This is a genomic window from Achromobacter deleyi, assembly GCF_013116765.2.
Taxonomy (GTDB): Bacteria; Pseudomonadota; Gammaproteobacteria; order Burkholderiales; family Burkholderiaceae_B; genus Achromobacter; species Achromobacter deleyi_A.
In genome coordinates, this window is the sequence record NZ_CP074375.1 from 6,232,121 (window position 1) to 6,252,482 (window position 20,362).

Annotated in this window: 25 protein-coding genes; 11 read left to right on the forward strand and 14 right to left on the reverse strand. The window is 68.0% G+C overall.

Annotated features, from left to right (window positions below; all coding sequences use genetic code 11):
- Positions 1–2 precede the first annotated feature (2 nt).
- The 4 genes from HLG70_RS28295 (at position 3) to HLG70_RS28310 (ending at position 2,126) form a co-directional block, all read left to right on the forward strand.
- Positions 3–317 (forward strand): chaperone modulator CbpM, encoded by a 315-nt coding sequence (locus HLG70_RS28295; protein WP_171666645.1) that lies wholly within the window; start codon positions 3–5, stop codon positions 315–317.
- A 97-nt stretch (positions 318–414) separates the two neighbouring features.
- Positions 415–1,128 carry an AzlC family ABC transporter permease gene (locus HLG70_RS28300; protein WP_171666647.1) on the forward strand — a complete coding sequence of 238 codons (714 nt, stop codon included), beginning with the start codon at positions 415–417 and terminating at the stop codon, positions 1,126–1,128.
- On the forward strand, positions 1,125–1,472 hold the full coding sequence (locus HLG70_RS28305) for an AzlD domain-containing protein (protein WP_171666650.1): 348 nt from the start codon (positions 1,125–1,127) through the stop codon (positions 1,470–1,472). The genes HLG70_RS28300 and HLG70_RS28305 overlap by 4 nt, the downstream gene beginning before the upstream one ends.
- Before the next feature lie 42 nt (positions 1,473–1,514).
- Positions 1,515–2,126 (forward strand): glutathione S-transferase family protein, encoded by a 612-nt coding sequence (locus HLG70_RS28310; RefSeq protein ID WP_171666652.1) that lies wholly within the window; start codon positions 1,515–1,517, stop codon positions 2,124–2,126.
- 31 nt (positions 2,127–2,157) lie between these two features.
- On the opposite strand, the gene HLG70_RS28315 is transcribed toward HLG70_RS28310, so the two are convergent.
- The 4 genes from HLG70_RS28315 to HLG70_RS28325 all read right to left on the reverse strand — a co-directional run bounded on the left by HLG70_RS28315 (position 2,158) and on the right by HLG70_RS28325 (position 5,776).
- Positions 2,158–2,814, reverse strand: coding sequence for a DsbA family protein (locus HLG70_RS28315; protein ID WP_171666653.1), 657 nt, complete (start codon positions 2,812–2,814; stop codon positions 2,158–2,160).
- A 96-nt stretch (positions 2,815–2,910) separates the two neighbouring features.
- On the reverse strand, positions 2,911–4,386 hold the full coding sequence (locus tag HLG70_RS28320) for an inorganic phosphate transporter (protein WP_171666655.1): 1,476 nt from the start codon (positions 4,384–4,386) through the stop codon (positions 2,911–2,913).
- Positions 4,387–4,529: 143 nt separating this feature from the next.
- Positions 4,530–4,655 (reverse strand): hypothetical protein, encoded by a 126-nt coding sequence (locus HLG70_RS29675; RefSeq protein WP_258231456.1) that lies wholly within the window; start codon positions 4,653–4,655, stop codon positions 4,530–4,532.
- Entirely contained in the window at positions 4,652–5,776 is a 1,125-nt protein-coding gene (locus tag HLG70_RS28325) for a D-alanyl-lipoteichoic acid biosynthesis protein DltD (RefSeq protein ID WP_171666658.1), read from the reverse strand. Before HLG70_RS28325 ends, HLG70_RS29675 begins: the two co-directional genes overlap by 4 nt.
- Positions 5,777–6,059: 283 nt before the next feature.
- Between HLG70_RS28325 and mog the strand changes: the two genes are divergently transcribed.
- The 3 genes from mog to HLG70_RS28340 all read left to right on the forward strand — a co-directional run bounded on the left by mog (position 6,060) and on the right by HLG70_RS28340 (position 8,001).
- Entirely contained in the window at positions 6,060–6,692 is a 633-nt protein-coding gene (gene mog / locus HLG70_RS28330) for a molybdopterin adenylyltransferase (RefSeq protein ID WP_171666834.1), read from the forward strand.
- 98 nt (positions 6,693–6,790) lie between these two features.
- The gene (locus HLG70_RS28335; protein WP_171666660.1) at positions 6,791–7,129 is read left to right on the forward strand and encodes a hypothetical protein; all 339 of its coding nucleotides are present in this window, start codon (positions 6,791–6,793) and stop codon (positions 7,127–7,129) included.
- Between the two features lie 5 nt (positions 7,130–7,134).
- The gene (locus HLG70_RS28340) at positions 7,135–8,001 is read left to right on the forward strand and encodes a peptidoglycan DD-metalloendopeptidase family protein (protein ID WP_171666662.1); all 867 of its coding nucleotides are present in this window, start codon (positions 7,135–7,137) and stop codon (positions 7,999–8,001) included.
- Between the two features lie 45 nt (positions 8,002–8,046).
- On the opposite strand, the gene HLG70_RS28345 is transcribed toward HLG70_RS28340, so the two are convergent.
- The 4 genes from HLG70_RS28345 to HLG70_RS28360 form a co-directional block, all read right to left on the reverse strand.
- The gene (locus tag HLG70_RS28345; RefSeq protein ID WP_171666679.1) at positions 8,047–8,334 is read right to left on the reverse strand and encodes a hypothetical protein; all 288 of its coding nucleotides are present in this window, start codon (positions 8,332–8,334) and stop codon (positions 8,047–8,049) included.
- A gap of 158 nt (positions 8,335–8,492) precedes the next feature.
- A complete protein-coding gene (infA, locus tag HLG70_RS28350) occupies positions 8,493–8,756 on the reverse strand; it encodes a translation initiation factor IF-1 (protein ID WP_006221179.1) in 264 nt (87 codons plus the stop codon).
- A 522-nt stretch (positions 8,757–9,278) separates the two neighbouring features.
- Entirely contained in the window at positions 9,279–9,818 is a 540-nt protein-coding gene (locus HLG70_RS28355) for an SRPBCC family protein (RefSeq protein WP_171666681.1), read from the reverse strand.
- Between the two features lie 34 nt (positions 9,819–9,852).
- Positions 9,853–10,305 carry a GFA family protein gene (locus tag HLG70_RS28360; protein WP_171666683.1) on the reverse strand — a complete coding sequence of 151 codons (453 nt, stop codon included), beginning with the start codon at positions 10,303–10,305 and terminating at the stop codon, positions 9,853–9,855.
- A gap of 198 nt (positions 10,306–10,503) precedes the next feature.
- Between HLG70_RS28360 and phnC the strand changes: the two genes are divergently transcribed.
- The 3 genes from phnC (at position 10,504) to phnE (ending at position 13,237) form a co-directional block, all read left to right on the forward strand.
- Positions 10,504–11,346 carry a phosphonate ABC transporter ATP-binding protein gene (phnC, locus tag HLG70_RS28365; RefSeq protein ID WP_171666685.1) on the forward strand — a complete coding sequence of 281 codons (843 nt, stop codon included), beginning with the start codon at positions 10,504–10,506 and terminating at the stop codon, positions 11,344–11,346.
- A 31-nt stretch (positions 11,347–11,377) separates the two neighbouring features.
- Positions 11,378–12,361, forward strand: coding sequence for a phosphonate ABC transporter substrate-binding protein (gene phnD, locus HLG70_RS28370; RefSeq protein ID WP_171666688.1), 984 nt, complete (start codon positions 11,378–11,380; stop codon positions 12,359–12,361).
- A gap of 81 nt (positions 12,362–12,442) precedes the next feature.
- The gene (phnE, locus tag HLG70_RS28375; protein ID WP_171666836.1) at positions 12,443–13,237 is read left to right on the forward strand and encodes a phosphonate ABC transporter, permease protein PhnE; all 795 of its coding nucleotides are present in this window, start codon (positions 12,443–12,445) and stop codon (positions 13,235–13,237) included.
- Between the two features lie 34 nt (positions 13,238–13,271).
- Here phnE and HLG70_RS28380 read toward each other — a convergent pair whose 3' ends face one another.
- From HLG70_RS28380 to HLG70_RS28390, 3 genes are read right to left on the reverse strand one after another with little or no spacing between them, the layout of a single operon-like run.
- The gene (locus tag HLG70_RS28380) at positions 13,272–13,784 is read right to left on the reverse strand and encodes a GAF domain-containing protein (RefSeq protein WP_234103278.1); all 513 of its coding nucleotides are present in this window, start codon (positions 13,782–13,784) and stop codon (positions 13,272–13,274) included.
- A 5-nt stretch (positions 13,785–13,789) separates the two neighbouring features.
- Positions 13,790–14,764, reverse strand: coding sequence for a Bug family tripartite tricarboxylate transporter substrate binding protein (locus HLG70_RS28385; protein WP_171666692.1), 975 nt, complete (start codon positions 14,762–14,764; stop codon positions 13,790–13,792).
- Positions 14,765–14,819: 55 nt separating this feature from the next.
- Entirely contained in the window at positions 14,820–16,655 is a 1,836-nt protein-coding gene (locus tag HLG70_RS28390) for a gamma-glutamyltransferase family protein (protein WP_171666694.1), read from the reverse strand.
- 109 nt (positions 16,656–16,764) lie between these two features.
- Here HLG70_RS28390 and HLG70_RS28395 point away from each other — a divergent pair, with 109 nt between their 5' ends.
- Complete coding sequence (locus tag HLG70_RS28395; RefSeq protein WP_171666696.1) at positions 16,765–17,736, forward strand: LysR family transcriptional regulator; 972 nt, start codon at positions 16,765–16,767, stop codon at positions 17,734–17,736.
- A 6-nt stretch (positions 17,737–17,742) separates the two neighbouring features.
- Here the strand turns inward: HLG70_RS28395 and phnN are convergent, their stop codons facing one another.
- The 3 genes from phnN to HLG70_RS28410 are packed head-to-tail and all read right to left on the reverse strand — an operon-like array spanning position 17,743 to position 20,263.
- Positions 17,743–18,321, reverse strand: coding sequence for a phosphonate metabolism protein/1,5-bisphosphokinase (PRPP-forming) PhnN (phnN, locus tag HLG70_RS28400; RefSeq protein WP_171666698.1), 579 nt, complete (start codon positions 18,319–18,321; stop codon positions 17,743–17,745).
- Positions 18,318–19,061: a DUF1045 domain-containing protein gene (locus tag HLG70_RS28405; RefSeq protein ID WP_171666700.1), complete on the reverse strand. Its 744-nt coding sequence runs from the start codon at positions 19,059–19,061 to the stop codon at positions 18,318–18,320. Before HLG70_RS28405 ends, phnN begins: the two co-directional genes overlap by 4 nt.
- Positions 19,062–19,063: 2 nt before the next feature.
- The gene (locus HLG70_RS28410; protein ID WP_171666702.1) at positions 19,064–20,263 is read right to left on the reverse strand and encodes an alpha-D-ribose 1-methylphosphonate 5-triphosphate diphosphatase; all 1,200 of its coding nucleotides are present in this window, start codon (positions 20,261–20,263) and stop codon (positions 19,064–19,066) included.
- Positions 20,264–20,362 lie beyond the last annotated feature (99 nt).

Genomic DNA, 20,362 nt, shown 5'->3' on the forward strand with positions numbered 1-20,362 from the left:
CCATGAAGAAGATTGTCATCACCAGCGCCACCGTCGTGGGTAGAGCGCAGCCGCTGAGCGCGGACGACCTGGCCCGCGCTTGCGGCGCGGAAGTGGAGTGGGTGGCCCGGCTGGTCGAGGTCGGCATCGTCAGCGCCAGCGGGAGCGGCCCTGGGGAATGGCGCTTCTACAGCGTGGATCTGCAGCGCGCGCTGCATGCGCGCCGCCTGGAACACGACTTTGGCGCCGGCCTGGATGCCGTGGCGCTCATCCTGGACCTGAGCCAGGAAGTGCGCCGCCTGAAATCGCGGTTGCGGGCGCTGGGGGCGCCGGACTAGGGCCTGTCCACACTAACGGAGCCTCGCGCGGGCCATGGCGGTGGCGCGGCGTAGGTAAAATGGGCGCTTGCCGTACTGCGAATAAGCGAAAAGCACCTTGGAGACTCCCCCCGCCGCCGCGCCCGCCCTTGCCGGCAGCGCGCGCATCGATGGCCTGAAATCCTGCCTGCCCGTCATGATCGGCTACTTCCCGGTGGCCGTGACCTTCGGCATTGCCGGCATCGCGGCCGGACTGACCCCGCTGCAAGTCATCCTGATCTCCGTCCTGGTCTATGCCGGCGCCAGCCAGTTCCTGCTGCTGGCCTCGGTCAAGGCCGGCACGCCCTGGCTCTGGGTGGTGGCGCTGTGCTCGCTGCTCAATGCGCGGCACCTGCTCTACGGGCCGCTCCTGTCGCGCTTTCTGCCGGCCGCGCTGCACGGCCGCCTGAAGGTGGCGTTCCTGCTCACCGATGAAGTCTTCGCCACCGCGTTCAATCGCCTGCAGAGCGTCGATCCCGGCCGGCGGCAGGGGTGGATGATCGCCCTGGGCCTGGGCGCATGGCTGACCTGGATCGCGGGCACCGCCGTGGGCGTATACGCGGGCGACGGGCTTGAACGCCATTACCCCATGCTTTCCCAGGTGATGCGCTTTGCACTGCCGGCGCTGTTCATGGCGCTGGTGTGCCAGAGCGCCAAGCGCGGCATGGGCCTGCCCATCGTGGCAGCCGTCGCGGGCGCCGGCGTGATCGCCGCCCTGGGACACACCAGCCTGGCCATCCTGGCCGGCGCCGTCATCGGCTGCGCCGCGTATCGCCTGAGGAGGCCCGCATGAACACGGACGGACTGGGATTCTGGGGCGCCGTGATCGCCATGGCGGTCATCACCTATCTGACGCGCGCGCTGCCGTTCATGCTGTCCGAGCGCAGCCGCCTGCTGCGCCACCTGTCGCGCGAAGGCTCGGCGCTGGCCGCGCTGGGGCCGAGCCTGCTGGCGGGGATCGCGGCGGCCGTGATCGTGCCCGACCTGCTGGACGCGGGCGAGCAGGCCGCCCGCATGGCGCCTTATGTGGGCGGCCTGGCCGTCACCGGGGTGGCGGCGCGCCTGGTCAGCAACACGGGAGTCGCCGTGCTCCTGGGCATGGCCGGATACGGGATATTGCTGGCCTTGGCGGCATAGTGGCCCCGGGGCAAAATGGTCGGACCCCAAAGGAGGCCGACCATGCTTACGCTCTACCATGCGCCGCGCTCGCGGTCGTTCCGGATTCTCTGGCTGCTTGAGGAACTGGGCGTGCCGTACGACACCGAGATGGTGTCGATCCGCGGCAGCGACAGCACGGGCCATATGCCCGCGGACTACATCGACATCCACCCCCACCGCAAGGTGCCGGCGCTGGTGCACGACGGGGTCCCCGTCTTTGAAACGCCCGCCATCGCGCTGTATCTCACGGACCTGTTTCCGCAGGCGGGGCTGGGGCCGCTGCCGGGGGACCGCCAGCGCGGCCCCTACCTGACCTGGCTGGCCTATTCCACGGGGGTGTTCGAGCCCGCCATGGTCGAGCGCGCCTTCAAGACGCCGCACCAGGCGGCGCTGGGATGGGGCTCGGCGGACGAGGTCGAACAGGTGCTGACGCGGGTGCTGATGGCGCGTCCCTTTTTCCTGGGAGACGAATTCTCCGCCGTGGACATCGTGCTGGGCGGCTCGCTGCAGTACATGATGCAGATGAAGATCGTGCCCGAGACGCCCGTCTTCAGCGCCTATGCCGAGCGCCTGGGAGACCGTCCGGCCATGCATCGCGCCCTGCAGCGCGACGGCGACATCGAGGAGTCCTGATGCGTCCCGCCTTGCGGCTGGCGGGCTGGTGTCAGGCCGATCCCTGGATGCGTTCCCGCAGGTGCGCCTGCCATTGCTCGGGGCGGCCCAGGTAGCGGCTGGGCTCCAGCAGCGTGCAGACGCCATCGCGTTCCAGCGCCAGCGTCGGAAAGCCCGTGCCGCCGACGCGGCCCAGCAGCTTGCGGCTGGCGGCGATGTGCGCGGCCGTTGCGGGGCCTTCGGCGGCCGCATAGGCGGCGGCGTAGGCCTCCGTGTCCAGGCCGATCTCCCCGGCCAGCGTCTTGAGCACGGCGGGGTCCGCAATGCGCAGGCCTTGGACGTAGTGGGCCTGCTGCAGGCGGCGCAGCAGGTCCAGGCCGCGGCCGGCCAGCGTTTGCGCGGCCAGGATGGCGGTGGTGGGCGGTTCGGAGTCGAATACGGCGCCGCTGTCGCGCAGCAGACCGTCGAAATAATCCGCGCCGAAGACCTGGCCCGTCAGGCCGGCGATGCGCTCGTCATGCGGCATGACATAGCGGCGCAGGGCCTCGGTGACCGGCTGGCGGTTGCTGCCCGTCATCATGCCGCCGCCGTGAGGCTCGACGGTCAGGCCGGCGATGCCGCGCGCGGCCTCTATCAGCGGCGCGGCGCCATAGCACCAGCCGCAAAGCGGATCAAAAATGTAATGCAGGGTGGGGGTTTGAGTAGCCATGGCGTCATCGTAGACGCAGGCTGGCGCAAGAAACAGCCTGGCGCGGTAGCCAGAGTGTTGCATTGGCCGTGCGGATTGCCCGCACGGCCCCGGACATCAGCCGGCGATCTGCACGCCGATCCAAAACAGGCCGGCCGCCAGCAGCATGGAGGCGGGCAGCGTCAGCACCCAGGCCAGCAGGATGTTGCGCACGGTGTTGCCCTGCAGCCCGGTCTTGTTGGCGATCATCGTGCCGGCCACGCCGGAGGACAGCACGTGGGTGGTGGATACCGGCAGGCTGAACACGTTGGCCAGGCCAATCGCGGCCACGGCGGTCACCTGGGCCGACATGCCCTGGGCGTAAGTCATGCCCTGCTTGCCGATCTTCTCGCCCACCGTCAGCACCACGCGGCGCCAGCCGACCATGGTGCCCGCGCCCAGCGCCAGGGCCACCGCCACGATCACCCAGAAGGGCGCGTATTCCGTGGTGGCGGTCAGGTCGGCGCGCAGGCGCTGCAGGTCGGCGCGCTCGCGGGCGGGCAGCCCTTCAAGGCGCGCCACCTTCTTGGCGGTGTCGTCCAGGCACAGCAGGTAGCGGCGCACGGCGACACGCTTCTCGGGCGACAGGTCGGCATAGTTGCTCACGCCGTGCAGATCGGTCTGCAGCGCAATGATGGTGGGCACGGTCAGCGCCGGATCGCAACGGAAGTTGGCCGGCAGCTCTTCCTGGATATCGGTGCGCTTGAGCGCCAGGTAGTCGCCCAGCATCGCTTCGTTGCGCTGATAGAACACCAGCAGATGGTTGGCCGCGTCGCGGGTGCGTTCAATCTGGTAGGTGGTGCTGTTGGTGTCCAGCACGAAGTTCGCGGGCACGATGCCGATCAGCACCAGCATGATCAGGCCGATGCCTTTTTGTCCGTCGTTCGAGCCGTGCACGAAGCTCACGCCCATGGCGGACAGCACCAGCACGAGGCGGTTCCAGAAGGGCGGATGCTTCTTGTTGTCGATGGCGCGGCGCTGTTCGGGCGTCTTGTGCATCTTGGACAGCGGAAGCCAGCGCTTGAGCATCAGCAGCAACCCGCCCGCCACCAGGAAGCCGGCCACGGGCGAAGCCACGAGCGACAGGCCGATATCGATGGCCTTGCCCCAGTTCACGCCTTCGCCCAGCGGCAGGTCGGTGATCAGCGCGTTGGCCAGGCCCACGCCCAGGATCGAGCCGATCAGGGTGTGCGAGCTGGAGGCGGGGATGCCGAAGTACCAGGTGCCGAGGTTCCAGGCGATGGCCGCGGCCAGCATGGCGAACACCATGGCCAGCCCGCGGCCGGTGTCCACATTGATCAGCAGTTCGACCGGCAGCAGGTGGACGATGGCATAGGCCACGCCGACGCCGCCCAGCAGCACGCCCAGGAAATTGAAAATGCCGGACAGGACCACCGCCAGATGCGGCGGCATGGCCTTGGTGTAGATGACCGTTGCCACGGCGTTTGCCGTGTCGTGAAAGCCGTTGATGAATTCGAAGGCCAGGACGAATGTCAGGGCCAGCACAAGACTGAGGCCAACCCAGAGGTCTAGGCCGTGGAAGAGGTCGAACATGGAGGCGGTGGGGCGAGGTTCCGGCGAGAGGTGCCGATTATTACAGATTTGTGACCTGTCCCCGGTTGCGTTGGGCTACTAAGACCCGTGCAAGCTGCATTTAGCGTCAGCGGGCTCCCCGGCGCCTCCGAGGGACGCGCGCCCTAGAACTTCGAATACTGGAACTCGATCTCCATCGGCTTGCCCAGGTTGGCGGAGGTGTCCGCCTGGATCAGCATGACGGCCAGCAGGCCCAGGTACAGCAGGCAGAGCCAGAGTGTTCTCTTCATGGACGGAATACCTCGGCGATTTTCTGGTTCACGCGCAGCCAGCCCAGTTCGCCCAGGTGCTGGACGTCGCGCAGCGTTCCCACCTCGAAGGGCGCGCCGTACATGTCCATGCAGGTCATGGCGTAGCGCTGGCACAGCGCCGCGACCTGGCGCTGGACCGGCTCGAAGCGGTCCAGGTCCTTGAACACCATGGGGTGCAGGGGCTGCATGACAAACAGCGCATCGACGCCGTGCTGGCGCAGCAGCGCCATCAGGGCGGTGAGCTCGCGCAGTTCTTCGCGGCCTGTCAGGGGCTGGGGCAGGTAGGCGGTCTTGCCGCCTTCGGGGATGGCGCGCAGGTATTTGTTGAAGAACTCGTCGCGCACGGCGTATCGGTTGCCCGTCATCAGCGTCTGCTCGGCGGTCTGCGCCTGGCTGGCCAGCGCATCCCAGTCCACCACCCGGGCGGCGGCGGGCGGGCCCTCGCGCTCCGGCTCGGGGACGGGGGCGGCAAAGGCCGGCGTCCACAGGTCGACCAGGCGCTGGCGGAACACATAGGCCTGTTCGGCGGCCATGGACCACATCACGCTGGCGTCGCCCTTGTCGTCCAGCCAGCGAAGGACCTCGGCCCGGCCTTCGGGCTGCCTGAGCAGGCGGGGCAGCAGCGGGTTGGCGTGTTCCTTGAATTCGTCGGGTCCCAGCCCGCCGTCGCCGTCGAACCACCCCGGCGACAGCATCACCACCACCCGCGAGGCCGGCGACAGGTCGTCGGCCAGCGCCGCCAGCACCAGCTGCATGCCCAGCGACTGGAAGCCCGAATGGCCATAGGCCAGCACCGGCATCTGAAGTTCGTCGGCCAGATAGCGGTAGGGCACGAAGCGCAGGTCGTTGCTGGTCAGCTCCGACGATCCCAGGATCACCAGGCGATCCCCGGTGCGCAGGGCCTGGCTGAGCCGCGACAGATTGCGCGTCTGCTCCTGCAGCGTGTTGCCCAGGTTGGGAATGTAGATGCCCGGCGCGGCGGCTGGAACCGGTTCGGTCTTCAGGGCCAGCGCATGCAGCGCGCCCCAGCCGGCGGCGGCGGCGACGGACAGGGCCAGCGCCGCGGCAAGAGCATGCTGCCGAAGGGTGCGTTTGAACATGGGGAAACCCAAAAAATGCGCGGCGCGCCGCTATGAACGGCTGCGATTGTTAGCGGATGTTATCGGCCGTCCATGACAGGGACAAGCTCGGAAAACCCCAGGCACATGGCCGATTCGCTTTTTTGCCACACCGGGCAGGCGCCCCGGTTGGCCGGGACGGCGCGTCCTCCCGGGAGAGAATGCGATAGCATCGTTGTCGCGCGGTTCTTCTGGATTTCCATGATTGACCGCGACCAGAGCCGCTGCCGCGGCGTCCGTCCGCCGAATTTCCATCCTGCCGCCCATGACCGAACCTACCCGTATCGTCCGCAGCCACCCCGATGAACTGATCGTGGGCCTGGTGTCCATCTCTGATCGCGCCTCGACCGGCGCCTATCAAGACCTGGGGGTGCCCGCCTTGCGCGAATGGCTGGGCGGCGCGCTGGCATCGCCCTGGCAGGTGGTGGAGCGGTTGATTCCGGACGAGCCCGGCCGCATCTCCGAGACCCTGATCGAACTGGTCGATGGATGCGGCTGCGACCTCGTCCTGACCACCGGAGGCACCGGCCCGGCCCGGCGCGACGTCACGCCGGAGGCAACGCTGGCTGTCGGCACCAAGGAAATGCCCGGATTTGGCGAACAGATGCGGCAGATCAGCCTGCGCTTCGTTCCCACGGCCATCCTGTCCCGTCAGGTGGCGGTCATCCGCGAAACGGACGGCCATGCCGCCCTGATCGTGAACCTTCCCGGCCAGCCCAAGTCCATACGCGAGACCCTGGAGGGCCTGAAGGCCGAAGACGGCGCCGTCCTGGTGCCGGGCATCTTCGCCGCCATTCCCTATTGCATCGACCTGATCGGCGGCCCATACGCCGAAACCCGGCCGGAAGTCATCGCGGCCTTCCGCCCCAAGTCCGCCCGCCGCGCGCCGCAAGCCTGAGGCTGGCGCCGGCAGGCTTTCGAAGCCAGGCCCGCCCGTCCCCTGCGGTATAGTTGGCCGCCCCGATCAATCCCCATCTGCCCGAGAGTTTCATAGTCATGAAGGTTCGCATCGTTCTGTCCCTTACCGTCCTGGCCGCCTTGTCGGCATGCGCCAACGTCAAAGACGTGCGCGATCGCGACCCCGTGTTCTATGGTTCCACCCAGCGCACGCCCGAGGACTACACGCAATGCGTGGCGGCCAGCTGGAAGAGCCAGGGCGTCAAGTTCCAGCAGAACGCCGTGCGCAACGGCCAGGAACTCGTCGTGGCGGACAGCCTGGGCGTCGAGGCCGTGCTGACGACCACGCACTGGAAGGGCAAGACCGAAGCGCGTCTGTCCACGCGCATCGCCCGCCGGGACCAGAGCATCATCGAGCCCGCCAACCTGTGCCTGTAAGCGCCATGCATCAACGCCGTGACGTATTGCGCCTGGGCCTTGCCGCCGCCGCCGTCTGCCTGGGCCTGCCGGCGCGCGCGCAGCAGGAAGGCTTCATCACCCGCAAGCTCAATGCTCCCGTGCCGGGCGGGGTGGCCGTTCTGAATCTGGGCGACGCCGAGCGCGCTCCCGAGGTCACCTTCCTGGGCCGGCGCGTGCTGGTGGTGCGGGAAGAGGGCAAGCAGTGGATCGCGGTGGTCGGCATTCCGCTCAGCGTGAAGCCGGGCCAGCAGCAAGCCGAGGTAAAGGACGCGAAGGGCCAGCGCAAGGTGGCGTTCACGGTCGGCGCCAAGGAGTACGTGGCGCAGCACATCACGCTGAAGAATCCGCGCCAGGTCGATCCGAATCCGGACGACATGAAGCGCATCGAGCGCGAGATGGCCGAGCAAAGCGCAGCCAACCGCGGCTACCGGGCCGGCGTCACGCCCAGCAATCTGCTGCTGGACCGTCCCGTCAACGGCGGCCGCCTGTCCAGCCCGTTCGGCTTGCGCCGCTTCTTCAACGGCCAGGAACGCAACCCTCACTCGGGGCTGGACTTCGCCGTGCCCGCGGGCACACCCATCAAGGCGCCCGCCGCCGGCGTGGTCGTGCTGGTGGGAGATTACTTCTTCAATGGCAAGACGGTGTTCCTGGACCATGGCCAGGGCTTCGTCAGCATGTTCTGCCACATGTCGGCGATCGACGTGAAAGTCGGCGACGAGGTGCCGCGCGGTGGCGTGGTGGGCAAGGTGGGGGCGACGGGGCGCGCGACCGGGCCGCACCTGCATTGGAATGTCAGCCTGAACGACGCGCGCGTCGATCCCGCGATCTTCATCGGGGCATTCAAGCCCTGAAGCAAAGTCCGGGGAAAGGGGGGGCGGAGTCCGGCCGCGCCTTCTTCAGGCCTGCGCGGCCTGCAGCGCAATGCGGTTCAGCACGTACTGGTGCATGCGCTCGGCATACTCCATCTGTTGCCGGACATGCAACTGTCCGGCTTCCTGGTCGTCCAGGCAGTTGTCGTACTTGGTCTTGGCTTCGGAGTAAGTCAGGCCGGTATTGCGCAGGCTGTTGATGAACGCCTCGCGCGACTGGCTGAGCAGGCGCAGGCCTTCCTCGCCCTTCACGAATCTTCTTCGCGCCAGGGCAAGCTGATCTGCGGCGGCTTGCAGTTCTTCTTTCAGATCCATCTTGCTTCATGCGTTAGCCGCCAGGCGTCGCGCCTGGCGGGGAGCGCCATTTTTCCACGAACGGGCGTTCCACGCATTACGACATTTCGCGATACGGGCTTAAGACTCGCGCGAAAGGGGGCAGGGAGCCGGCACCGGGCCGGCCCTGGAGCCCAGGCTTAACGGCGGTACTGCTGGGGACGATGCGGAGCGGGTGCGCGCTCGTCCTTGTGACGGAAGTTGATGCGGCCCTTGGTCAGGTCGTACGGCGACATTTCCAGGGTGACGCGATCGCCCGCCAGGATGCGGATGCGGTGCTTGCGGATGCGGCCGGAGGCGTAGGCGCCGACTTCGATGCCGTTGTCCAGCTTCACGCGGTAGCGGCTATCGGGCAGCACTTCGTCAACGATGCCATCCAATTCGATGAGTTCTTCTTTAGCCATTTTCTACTCCTTGATCAATACGCGCAGCCACGCCGGCGGCATGACGCACCGCGCAAGGCGGCAAGCGCGTTGGACACAGATAACCAGGTCCAGCGGTTTGAACGTAAAACGTCCGGGCAAGCGCGGGTAAGGGCCACGGCATCCCCAGCGGATGTCTGAAATGACGGGTACTCGCGCCGCGAGGGCAGTGTGCGCGCGATGCGCGGCTTGGTCGCGGCAGCGGCGTCACGCGCACATTGCCGGAAGAAGCGGGTTGGAGCGTCTGCAGCAATGCCGGGCGGCGCGATGGTTGATGGTGCGCCGCGCTTGGCAGTGACGGGTTTCGCCCAAGAAAACCGGATACAGCCTGGGTTGCTGGCAGCCTGGGTCAAAAGCCCCATTACCGCTTGCGGTACAGGTTGGCACGCAGAGTGACCGAAGCCCGGTTTTTGCGGAAAAATCACGGACTTATGTTACTGCAAAGCGCAGCGTTTAGCCAGTTTTTATGCGCCGCCAGCCCGCGATAGTTGCTGCTGAACGACTTTAGGGGCGCGGGATGCGCGCCTGGTATTCGGCCTCCCAGGCCGCATTGGCGGACCAGAAGGGTCCAGGCTCGCGGCCCGCCAGCCTGGCTGCGAGCACATTCAGGTGGGTGTGCCAGCCGCCCGCCACGTCCACCATGTCGTCCCGGCTGGCGAGCTTGCGGTGCGTCAGCACCAGCAGCGTGCCTTCTTCCTGGGGGGACAGTTCAAAAATCACTTCCGAGGGCACGCCCTGCGATCCGCCCCAGGTATAGCCCAGCAGGCTAGGGGGATCGCAGCGGGTGATCAGGCCCTGGGTGGTGACGCCGTTTTCATAGGGCTTGTAGGCGTTGGGCGTCGGTTCACGCACGGAAGAGAGGTCGGCGTGAACGAACCGCAGCGTGACGCCGCCGCCTTCGACCAGTTCCATATCGCCAGCCGCCAGCCACCGGCTCCGCTTTTCCGATTCGGTCAGCCAGGCCCAGACCTCCTGGACGCTCGCGGGAAGCAGGCGCGTAAAGCGCAGGGAGGTGGGGTCCAGTACGACTGCGTGGTCATTCATGTCGATCTCCTGGGGCGTGGCGCCGCAAGTTCGTTCATCTTCCGTGAGAAAAGGTCAGCGGGGCGATCTGCGGGCTGTGCTCGGGCGGTTCTTCCAGCGCGCCGGAGTGCTGTGGCAGCGCATCGGTGATGTCGAACCACGGCGCCTTGCTGGAAACGTGGCAGTGCGCCTCGGGCTTCACGCCCGGGTCGTCGTCCAGGGCGCCCAGCGGCAGCCCGTAGACGTCGGGCGTCTGGTCGAAGCGGCTGAGCAGGGGCGTGCCGCAGGCTTCGCAAAAGCCGCGGTAGCTGCCGGGCGACGAGGCGTACCAGGTGACGTGGTTTTCTCCCTGGGTCCAGGCGAAATCCTTGACCTGGACGGTTGCGCGGCTGCGGAAGGCGGCGCCATGCGACTTGCGGCACATGACGCAATGGCAGTTGAAGGCGTTTGTAAGCGGACCGTTGATCTCGTACGCAATGCGGCCGCACAGGCAGGAACCTTTGATCATGATGAGCGCCAGGCGAGAAGGGGGAACAGTTTCAAATATACCCGCCGCGCGGGGCGGGCGAGCCGCCTTTTATGACGGATGTCTTTCAGTTCGTTCCGGTGTCCCTATTTTTCGCCAAATGTTTCTATCTGCGGGTCATCGTGCTGTCATGCCGCGAAAACAGAATGCGCCCATGAACACATCCAAGGGGATCCAACGATGACATACGCCATCGAAGTTCAAGGGCTCAGCAAAACGTTTCATGCCGGCGCGCGGGCGCTGGACGGCGTCAACCTGCAGGTGGCCGACGGCGAGATGGTCGCCCTGCTGGGCGCTTCGGGGTCCGGCAAATCCACCCTGCTGCGCCACCTGGCCGGCTTCGTGGCTGGCGATGCGGGGGCAGGCAGCGTGACCGTCAATGGCCATCTGATCCAGCGAGACGGCCGCCTCAGCCGCAATGTGCGCGGCGCGCGGGCCAGCATCGGCTTCGTGTTCCAGCAGTTCAATCTGGTGGGCCGCCTGCCGGTCATCACCAACGTCCTTACCGGCATGCTGCCCAGGGTGCCGCTGTGGCGCAGCCTGACGCGCTGGTTCCTGCGCGACGAGGTGCGCCAGGGCCTGGACGCGCTTGCCCAGGTTGGTATAGACGACTATGCATTTCAGCGCGCCTCCACCCTGTCCGGCGGCCAGCAGCAGCGCGCGGCGATTGCGCGCACGCTGGTGCAGAACGCCCGCGTGATCCTGGCCGATGAACCGATCGCGTCGTTGGACCCGGAGTCGTCGCGCCGCGTGATGGACACGCTGGCGCAGATCAACCGCAGCCGCAAGGTCGCGGTCGTAGTGTCGCTGCATCAGGTGGACGTGGCGCTGCGCTATTGCCCGCGCGTCGTTGCCCTGCGCCACGGCAAGGTGGTCTATGACGGCCCCTCCGCCGACCTGACGCCCGCCATGCTGGGTGACCTGTACGGCTCCGAACTGAGCGAGCTGCTTCCCGAATACGCGCCGCAAACCCCGGCCATGCCGGGCGTGGCGCCGCTGTCCCAACTGGCGCAAGCCGCCTGATTCCTGGCCCCAACCTTCCCCGGAGCTCTCCATGCTACGCAGAACCTTCTTCACCCTGATCGCCGCGGCCGCCCTGACCACCCAGGCTTACGCGCAAGACGCCAAGACCCTGAACTTCGGCATCATCTCGACCGAGTCGTCCACCAACCTGAAGTCCGTATGGCAGCCCGTCATCGATGACCTGAGCCGCTCGATCGGCGTGCCGGTCAAGCCGTTCTTCGCGTCGGACTACGCGGGCATCATCGAAGGCATGCGCTTCAACAAGGTGCAGATGGGATGGTTCGGCAACAAGTCGGCGATCGAGGCCGTGGACCGCGCCAAGGGCGAGGTGTTCGCCTCGGTCATCGACAAGGACGGCAACCCTGGCTATTGGTCGCTCCTGATCGTCAACAAGGACAGCAACCTGAAGACCCTGGACGACGTGCTCAAGAACGGCGCCAAGCTGAGCTACGGCGCGGGCGACCCCAACTCCACGTCCGGCACCGCCGTGCCCGGCTACTACCTGTGGGCCGCCAACAAGATCGAACCCAAGACGTTCTTCAAGACGGTGCGCGCCAGCAACCACGAAGCCAATCTGCTGTCGGTCATCAACAAGCAGGTGGATGTGGCCGTCAACAACACCGAAGCCCTGGAGCGCTACCGCCTGAGCACCGGCCGCGACGCCAACGACAGCGTGCGCGTGCTGTGGAAGTCGCCGCTGATTCCGGCCGATCCGCTGGTGGTGCGCAGCGACCTTCCGGCCGACCTGAAGGCCCGGATCCGCGACTTCTTCATCAACTACGGCAAGGGCAAGGACGCCGAGCGCGAACTGGCCAACCTGAAGGCGCTGACCTATCAGGGCTTCCGCCCGTCGGACAACCAGCAACTGGTGCCCATCCGCCAGATCGAGCTGGCGCGCGAAAAGGCCAAGGTCGAGGCCGACTCCACGCTGGGCCAGGCTGAAAAGCAGAAACAGCTGTCGGAACTGGACAGCAAGCTTGCCAGCCTGGGCCAACCGGCCGTGGCCAAGCAGTAAGCCTGGCCGCAAGGCGCCGGCGCGCCATCGGGCGCGCCGGCATTCAACCCACGCAATCTCCCTAGCGGATCCTCATTGAAAATGAACCTGGCCACGCACTCCTCCCGCCTGCCCGCCGCGCCGCGCTCGTCGCTGCCGGTCCTTCTAGTCTGGGCCGTCGTGCTGGCGCTGCTTGTCATGTCGTGGCAGGGCGCCGACATGCGGCCGCTGGACCTGCTGCGGGACTCCGGCAACATGGCCCAGTTCGCGGCCGATTTCTTTCCGCCCAACTTTCGCGATTGGCGCATGTATCTGGACGAGATGATCGTCACGGTGCAGATCGCGGTGTGGGGCACGTTCCTGGCCATCGTGGTGGCGGTGCCCCTGGGCCTGCTGTGCTCGTCGAACATGGTGCCCGCCTGGGTCTACCAGCCTATGCGCCGCTTGATGGACGCGTGCCGCGCCATCAATGAAATGGTATTTGCCATGCTGTTCATCGTGGCGGTGGGCCTGGGGCCTTTCGCCGGCGTGCTGGCCCTGTGGGTACACACGACGGGCGTGCTGGCCAAGCTGTTCTCGGAGGCCGTCGAGGCGATCGACCCGCGTCCGGTGGAAGGCGTGCGGGCCACGGGCGCGAACGCGCTGGAGGAAATCGTCTACGGCGTGATCCCGCAGGTGCTGCCGCTGTGGATCTCGTATTCGCTGTACCGGTTCGAATCGAATGTGCGGTCGGCGTCGGTGGTCGGCATCGTCGGGGCCGGCGGCATCGGGACCGTGCTGTGGGAGATCATCCGCAGCTTCCGCTATGCCGAGACCTGCGCCGTGATGATCATCATCGTGGGCTTCGTGGTGGTGATCGACATGGTGTCGGCGCGGATCCGCGGCGCGTTGATCTGAGGACGCGGGGCCCGCGCGAGCGGGCCCCGGCGCGTCATTGAGGCTGGCGCAGCGCCTGGAATGCCGGCAGCGCCAGCAGGCCCGCCAGGCGCGCCGCGTGGATATCGGCGTCCGACACGGTCGGGCGCGGCATCAGGAAGTTGACGGTGCCCAGGCAGACGTCGCCATACACCACGGGCACGTTGATGACGGACCGCAGGCCCAGGTCGCGGATCGCATCGTGGTCGTTGAAGAACTCGCGGATGGCGTCCTCGCCTTCGCCCACGAAAACCCGCTGTTCCAGCAGGACATGGCGGCCCCATGGGGTGCCGGTCTTGTCCTTGCTGCCGCCGGGCGGATAGGCCTCGGGGTTCGAGCTGTACAGGCGCACGACGCGCATGGTCCCGGCATCGTAGCGATTGACCGTGCACAGCGTGTGTTCCAGCGTGGCGCGCGCGTAGGCGTCGATGGCCTGGAAGGCCGCCGCCGCGTCCGCCGCGGCGTAGGCCTGGGCGATGGCCTGCACGCCGGCCAACGCCGGCTTCAGGGGCTGGGCAGCACTGGGCATGGCCGTCATTCCGCGGTGATTCCCAGTTCTTTGATCAGCTTGCCGTACTTGTCGGCGTCGCGCGCCAGGATCTGGCCGAATTGTTCCGGCGTGGTCTCGGTCAGCAGCACGCCCATGTCGGCCATCTTCTTGATCACCTCGGGGCGCTTGAGGATCAGGTTGATCTCGCGGTTCAACCTGGCGGTCAGTTCGGGCGGCATGCCCGCCGGACCGAACGCGCCATACCAGACCGACAGTTCGTAGCCCGGCAGCGTTTCGGCGACGGTGGGCACGTCGGGCAGGAACGGCGAGCGGGATTCCTCGGTGACGGCCAGCAGCTTGAGCTTGTTGGTCTGCACGTGCGGCAAGGTCTGCGTGCCGGCGCTGAACAGCACCTGCGTACGGCCAGCCACGGTGTCCAGCACCGCGGGCGCGCCGCCGCGGTAGGGGATGTGCATCATCTTCACGCCGGCGGCCTTCTCGAAGAGCGCGGCGCTGAGATGGTTGGTGGAGCCCTGGCCGGCCGAGGCGTAGGCCACGGCGTCGGGATTCGCCTTCACGTAGGCGATGAATTCCTTCAGGTTGGACGCCGGCACGGACGGGTTCACCACCATGGTGTTGGTGACGAGCGCAAGTTCGGCGATGGGCGTGAAGTCCTTCACGCCGTCGAACGGCATGTTGGAGTAGAGCGCCTGGTTCATCGTGTGCGTGCTCATCGAGCCCACCAGCAGCGTGTAGCCGTCGGGCTTGGCGCGGGCGACGAAGGTGGTGCCGATGTTGCCGGACGCGCCCGAGCGGTTTTCCACGATCACGGGCTGGCCCAGCGACTGGGTCAAGCCTTCGGACAGCACGCGCGCCAGGATGTCGGTGGATCCGCCCGCCGCCCATGGCACGATCAGCGTGATGGGCTTCTCGGGCCAGGCGGCGTGCGTGAGCGCGGGCGCCGCCAGGGCCAGGCCCAGCGCGAACGTGCGCAACAGTTGTTTGAATTGCAGCTTCATGGTGTTTACCCCTTGCGTAGTGTCCGGTCTGTGCGCCGGATGAATGAAAACAGGTTCAGCGGCCGACGGCATAGCCTTGCATGCCGCGCGGGTTTGCGCCGGCGCGCAGCAGCAGGCCACCGCCGGCTGCCGGTTCGCGCGTACAGGCGCTGATGCGGCCCTCCGACCAGTCCGGCCCGACCTTGACGTCGTGGCCGGCGGCGCGCAGCGCGTCCAGCGTGGCGGCGGGCATGCGGGACTCCACCGTCAGCCGGTTCAGCGTCTGCGTGCGCGGCCAGAACGAGCCCGGGAAATGATCGATATGCCAGGAGGGCGCTTCGATCGCCTCCTGCAGGTTCATGCCCATCGCGTGGCGCAGGAAAAACGCGACCGTCCATTGGTCCTGCTGGTCGCCGCCCGGCGTGCCGAACGCCATGTAGGGCAGGCCGTCGCGCAGCGCCAGGCCGGGCGACAAGGTGGTGCAGGGGCGCTTGCCGGGCTGCAGCTGGCCCGGCACGCCCTCGTCCAGCCAGGTCATCTGCAGGCGGGTCGTCAGCGGGAAGCCCAGCGCCGGCACGACGGGACTGGACGACAGCCAGCCGCCCGACGGCGTGGCGGCCACCATGTTGCCGTCGCGGTCGATGACATCGATCTGGCAGGTGTCGCCCACGAAGATCTCGCGCGCGGCCCACTCGGCCACGGGCGGGAGCGCCGCGAAGGTCGGTTCGCCCACGCCGAAGCGGGTATCGGACGCGGCCAGGGTGCGCACCGCGGCGTCCAGGTCGGGCAGGCGGGGAGCCAGGCCGGCCGGGCTGCCTGGCTGCAGCGTGGCCGAGGCGCGATCGCCGATGCCGGCGGCGCGCGAGCGCGCATAAGCGTCGCTCAGCAAGGCCGCAAGCGGCACCTGCACGAAGTCGGGGTCGCCATACCAGGCGCTGCGGTCCGCGAACGCCAGCTTGGCCGCCTCGGCCACGCGGTGCACGAACTGTGGGGAGGTCGGGTCCAGTCCGTCGATGTCCAGGTGACGCAGCATCGCCAATTGCTGCAGGTGGACCGGGCCCTGCGACCAGACTCCGCACTTGGCCACGGTGTAGCGGCCGTACTGAACGGTGAGGGGCTCGTCGTACGTGGCGCGCCAGCCGGCCAGGTCGGATTTGCGCAGCAGGCCGCGATTGCGCTGGCCGGTGGTGTCGCGCACCGCCTCATGGGTGTAATAGGCGTCGATCTCGTCGGCGACGAAGCCGCGGTACCAGACGTCCAGCGCGGCATCGATGCGGCCCCGGCGGTCGGTGCTGGCGGCGTGCGCTTCGTCCAGGATGCGCGTATAGGTGGCCGCGATGGCGGGCGTGCGGAACAGGGCGTCGGGCGCGGGCACGCGACCGCCGGGCAGCCAGACATCGCGCGAACTGGTCCATTCGTCGCGGAACAGCGCCTGCACCGCCAGAATGGCCTGCGAGATGCGCGGCACCAGGGGAAAGCCGTTGCGCGCGTAGTCGATGGCCGGGCGCAGCACGTCGGCCAGTTCCCAGGTGCCGTAGTCGCGCAGCAGGGTCAGCCAGGCGCCGAACGCGCCCGGCACGGTGGCGGGCAGCAGGCCGATGCCGGGCACCAGGTCCAGGCCCAGGTTGCGGAAATGCGCGGGGGTGGCAAGCGCGGGCGCGGGGCCCTGGCCGCACAGCGCACGCATGCGTTGTTCGGATTCGCTCCAGAACAGGATGGGCACTTCGCCGCCGGGTCCGTTCAGGTGCGGCTCCACGATCTGCAGGACGAAGCCGCCCGCGACGGCTGCGTCGTAGGCGTTGCCGCCGCGCTCCAGCACGCTCATGGCGACCTGCGAGGCCAGCCAGTGCGTGGAGGAAACCACGCCGTAGGTGCCGCGTATTTCGGGGCGGGTGGTGAAGGATGCGCTCATGGGGCCGATCCGGGCAGCAGGGAGATGCCTGAAAGTATAGGGCGGAGAAATAACTGGTTTTATCTTTGTTGGCATAATTGAATAACCAAACGGTTATGAGAAAAATGCCATGAACTGGGACGCGGCCCGTCTTGCGAACCGCCTGAAGCACCGCCATCTGGCGCTGCTGATCAACATCGCCCGGCACGGGTCGCTGACGCGCGTGGCGGCGGCCGCCGGCATCAGCCAGCCGGCGGTCACCAAGGCGCTGGCCGAACTCGAGGACATCTTCGGCGCGCCGCTCTTCATGCGCACCGGGCGCGGCCTGCAGCCCACGCCGCTGGGCAGCCTGGCCCTGGTGCGGGCGCGGCACATGCTCAGTGACCTGGACCTGTGGGCGCGCGAGGTCGAAGCCCTGCACGCGGGACGTTCCGCGCATTTGCACGTGGGCGTGGTGCCGTACGTGTCCAGCGCCCTGCTGACGGCGGCCATCAGCCGCCTGCACCAGCTTCACGGCGTGACGCTGAGCCTGCACCGCGCCACCACGGACCACCTCGTGCCCATGTTGCGCCAGCACGAGCTGGACTGCATCATCAGCCGCGCCACGTCCACCGTGGCGCTGGACGATCTGATCCATCGCGCGCTGTATCGCCAGCGTCCGCGCCTGATCGCGCATGGGCGGCTGGCCCAGCGGCTGGCGCGGCGCAAGCCGGACTGGGCGGCGGTGGCGGAAATGGACTGGGTCTTGCCGGCGGCCAACACGCCCACGCGGCAGCTGATCGTGGAGCATTTCATCCGCGCCGAGCTGCGCCCGCCGTCGCCGGTGCTGGAGGCCTATTCGACGGACGTGATCGAAGGGATGCTGACGATGAACGAGACATTCATTTCCGTCGTGCCCGAGGACATCGCGCGCGAACTCTGCCAGCGCGGCAAGCTGGGAATGGTGCCCTGGGATTTCGGCTGGGAGCTGCCGCCGATCAACCTGATCCGCCGCAAGCGTGAACAGGCGCTGGCGGCGGAAGATTGCTTCTCGGATATCCTGCTGGACCTGTGCGGCGACGCCGCCGCCCCTTGGCGCCAGGGCGCGGCCGATCCCGGCTGAACCGCCTTATGTCCCCAGCTTCGCGCGGGCGATGTCCAGCAGGGCGGCGGCCGCCGTCTCGGGGGCCTCGTTGTTGCTGACCCGCATCAGCCGGCAGTGTTCGGGCACCGGAAACGCCAGGCTGGCGCGCGCCAGCCGTTCCGATATCTGCGCGGCGCTTTCGCGGCCGCGGCCGGCCAGGCGCAGGGCCAGCAGGGCGGGGTCGACCGAGACTTCCACCGCCGTCAGCGCGGGGTAGCGCGCGTGTGCCTGTTCCAGGTGCGCGCGCGATCCATTGACGATGACCGCGGCGCCGCCGCCCAGCCAGGCGTCGATTTCCACCCCGATGCCGTAGTGCAGGCCGTGGCTGGTCCAGCGCAAGGCAAAGCAGCCCAGCGCGGCGCGGCGGGCGAACTCTTCGGGCGTGAGGCGCAACGCGTCCTCGGTGTCGCCGCTGTCGCGGGTGATGTAGCGGTGCGCGACCAGCACGGGCTCCGCGCCGCGCAGGCCCGTGCGCATCAGGCGCAGCAGCGTGTCCTTGCCGCTGCCCGATGCGCCCATCAGGTAGATCAGGCGGCCTCCGTCGGAGGGGACGGCGGGGCTCATGTCGCGGCGGGTCCGTCGAGATAGCCGGCGCCGGCGGCATCGGCGTGGCTGCCGTCGAAATGGTAGTGGCGCGCGGCGACGAAGTCCGCGCCAGGCGTCGCCTGCACATAGACGCTGACGCCCGGCACCGCCATGGCCTGGCCGCGCAAGGGATCGGCGAAGGCCGCGATGCCGGCTTGCGCCTGCTCCAGCGCGTCGCCGGCCAGCTTGCCGGTCAGCGTGATGTGGAAGGTATAGGTGTCGAATACGTAGGGGTAGCCCCAGCGTTCCAGCATGGCCTGCTGCGCGGGCGTGAGCGACTGCGGCTGGCGGCGGGCGGTTTCCGCGGGGGTGGGCGGCGCGCGCAGGGAATCCAGGTCGCGTACGGCGGCATCGGCCAGCGCCTGGATGCGCGCCTGGCCCTGCGTGTCGGACGCCGCGATGCGCCATGCCAGAAAGCCGCGCAGCCGCGCGCATTCCAGTTCAATGGAAAACGGCGTGCCCTGGCCGGCCAGCTGGCGTGCCGCGGCGTCGATGTCCTGCGGACGGCTGCCGGGCCGCAGCCGGAACGGCGGCTTGAGCGTGGCATGCAGGCCGTAATGGCGTGGGGCCTGGATCCATTCAAGGGCTTGCCCGGCCTGGCCGGGCGGCGGCGCCAGCGGCATGCCGGTGTCGGCGCAGCGGCCCAGCCAGCGGCTGCCGTGTTCGCGCCACGGGCCGGTGGGCGCCAGATAGAGGGCGTAGCGGTGGGCGAGCGGCATGGTCAGGCCGCCATCCGCTGGCTATGGTCGTCGCCGAAGGCGCGGGTGGCGTAGCGCAGTTCGCCGCCCACGATGGCCGCGCAGACGCGGGGCAGGCCGGGCACCTGATCGTCCACCACGATGGCGTCCGCGATCAGGCCCGGCGTCAGGGCGCCGCGGTCCTTCAGGCCGGCGGCGCGCGCCGGGTTCAGCGACACCAGGTTCCAGGCCTGGTCCAGCGGCAACACGCCGTCGTGGACCAGCCGCATGACGGCCGCCAGCGGAGCGGGGTAGTAGTAGTCGGAGGTCAGGATGTCGCACAGGCCGGCGCGGATCATCTCGGTGGCGCTGGGCGCGCCGGTGTGGCTGCCGCCGCGCACCACGTTGGGCGCGCCGAAGACGACGGAATCGCCCAGATCGCGCGCGACCCCGGCGGCCTCGCGCGTCAGCGGAAATTCGGCCACGCCGCAACCCAGCTGATGGTAATAGCGGCGCGTCGCGGCATCGGGATCGTCGTGCGATGCCACCTTCAGTCCGGCCTGTTGCGCGCACTGCGTCAGCTCGCGCATGGCGTCGGCCACGGCGTCGGATGCAGACATGGCGGCGCGGATCCGATCCTGGAAGACGTCCAGGTCGCATTCGGCGCGGTTGGCGTACTGCATCAGGCGGCGCTCGTCGCCCAGGCGGCGCGCCATGCTGGGCAGGTGGTCATTCAAGGCCAGGAAGCGGACGCGGCCGTCGCGTATCCATTGCTGGGCGATGTCCAGGCCGCCCACGTGATGGGTTTCGAAGCGCAGATGCACGTAGTGGCGCGCTCCCAGGATGTGGCGCATGTCGTCCAGCGCGTCGAACATGCGCTCGGCGTAGGCTTCGCCGCGCAGCCCGCCTTCCCACGACAGCGTGACGCCGTGGAATTCGGTGGTGATGCCGTTGGCCAGCAACTGGCGGTCCACGTCGAACAGGGCGTTGCCGTACGGGAAGGTCACGCTGGGCCGGGGCATGATGGCGCGCTCGAAGGCGTCCCCATGCAGGTCCACGATGCCGGGCAGCACCAGCAGATTGCCGGCGTCGAACCACGCGGCGCCTCGCGCGGGCGCGGCCCCGGCGTCATCTATCAGTCCGCCGTGAAAGCGCAGGCTGGCCTGGGCGATGCCGCGAGGGGTCAGGATACGTTGGCCTGTGACACCGGCCAGGGGCGAGGGGGCGTGTGCGTGTGAGTTCATGATGAGACGTTATCGAGGATGCATTACAACCAGATGTCTAGACGAGTTATTTGCTTGCCGATTGTCGTTCCATCGCCACCGCCGGAGTCCGGGCGGCGG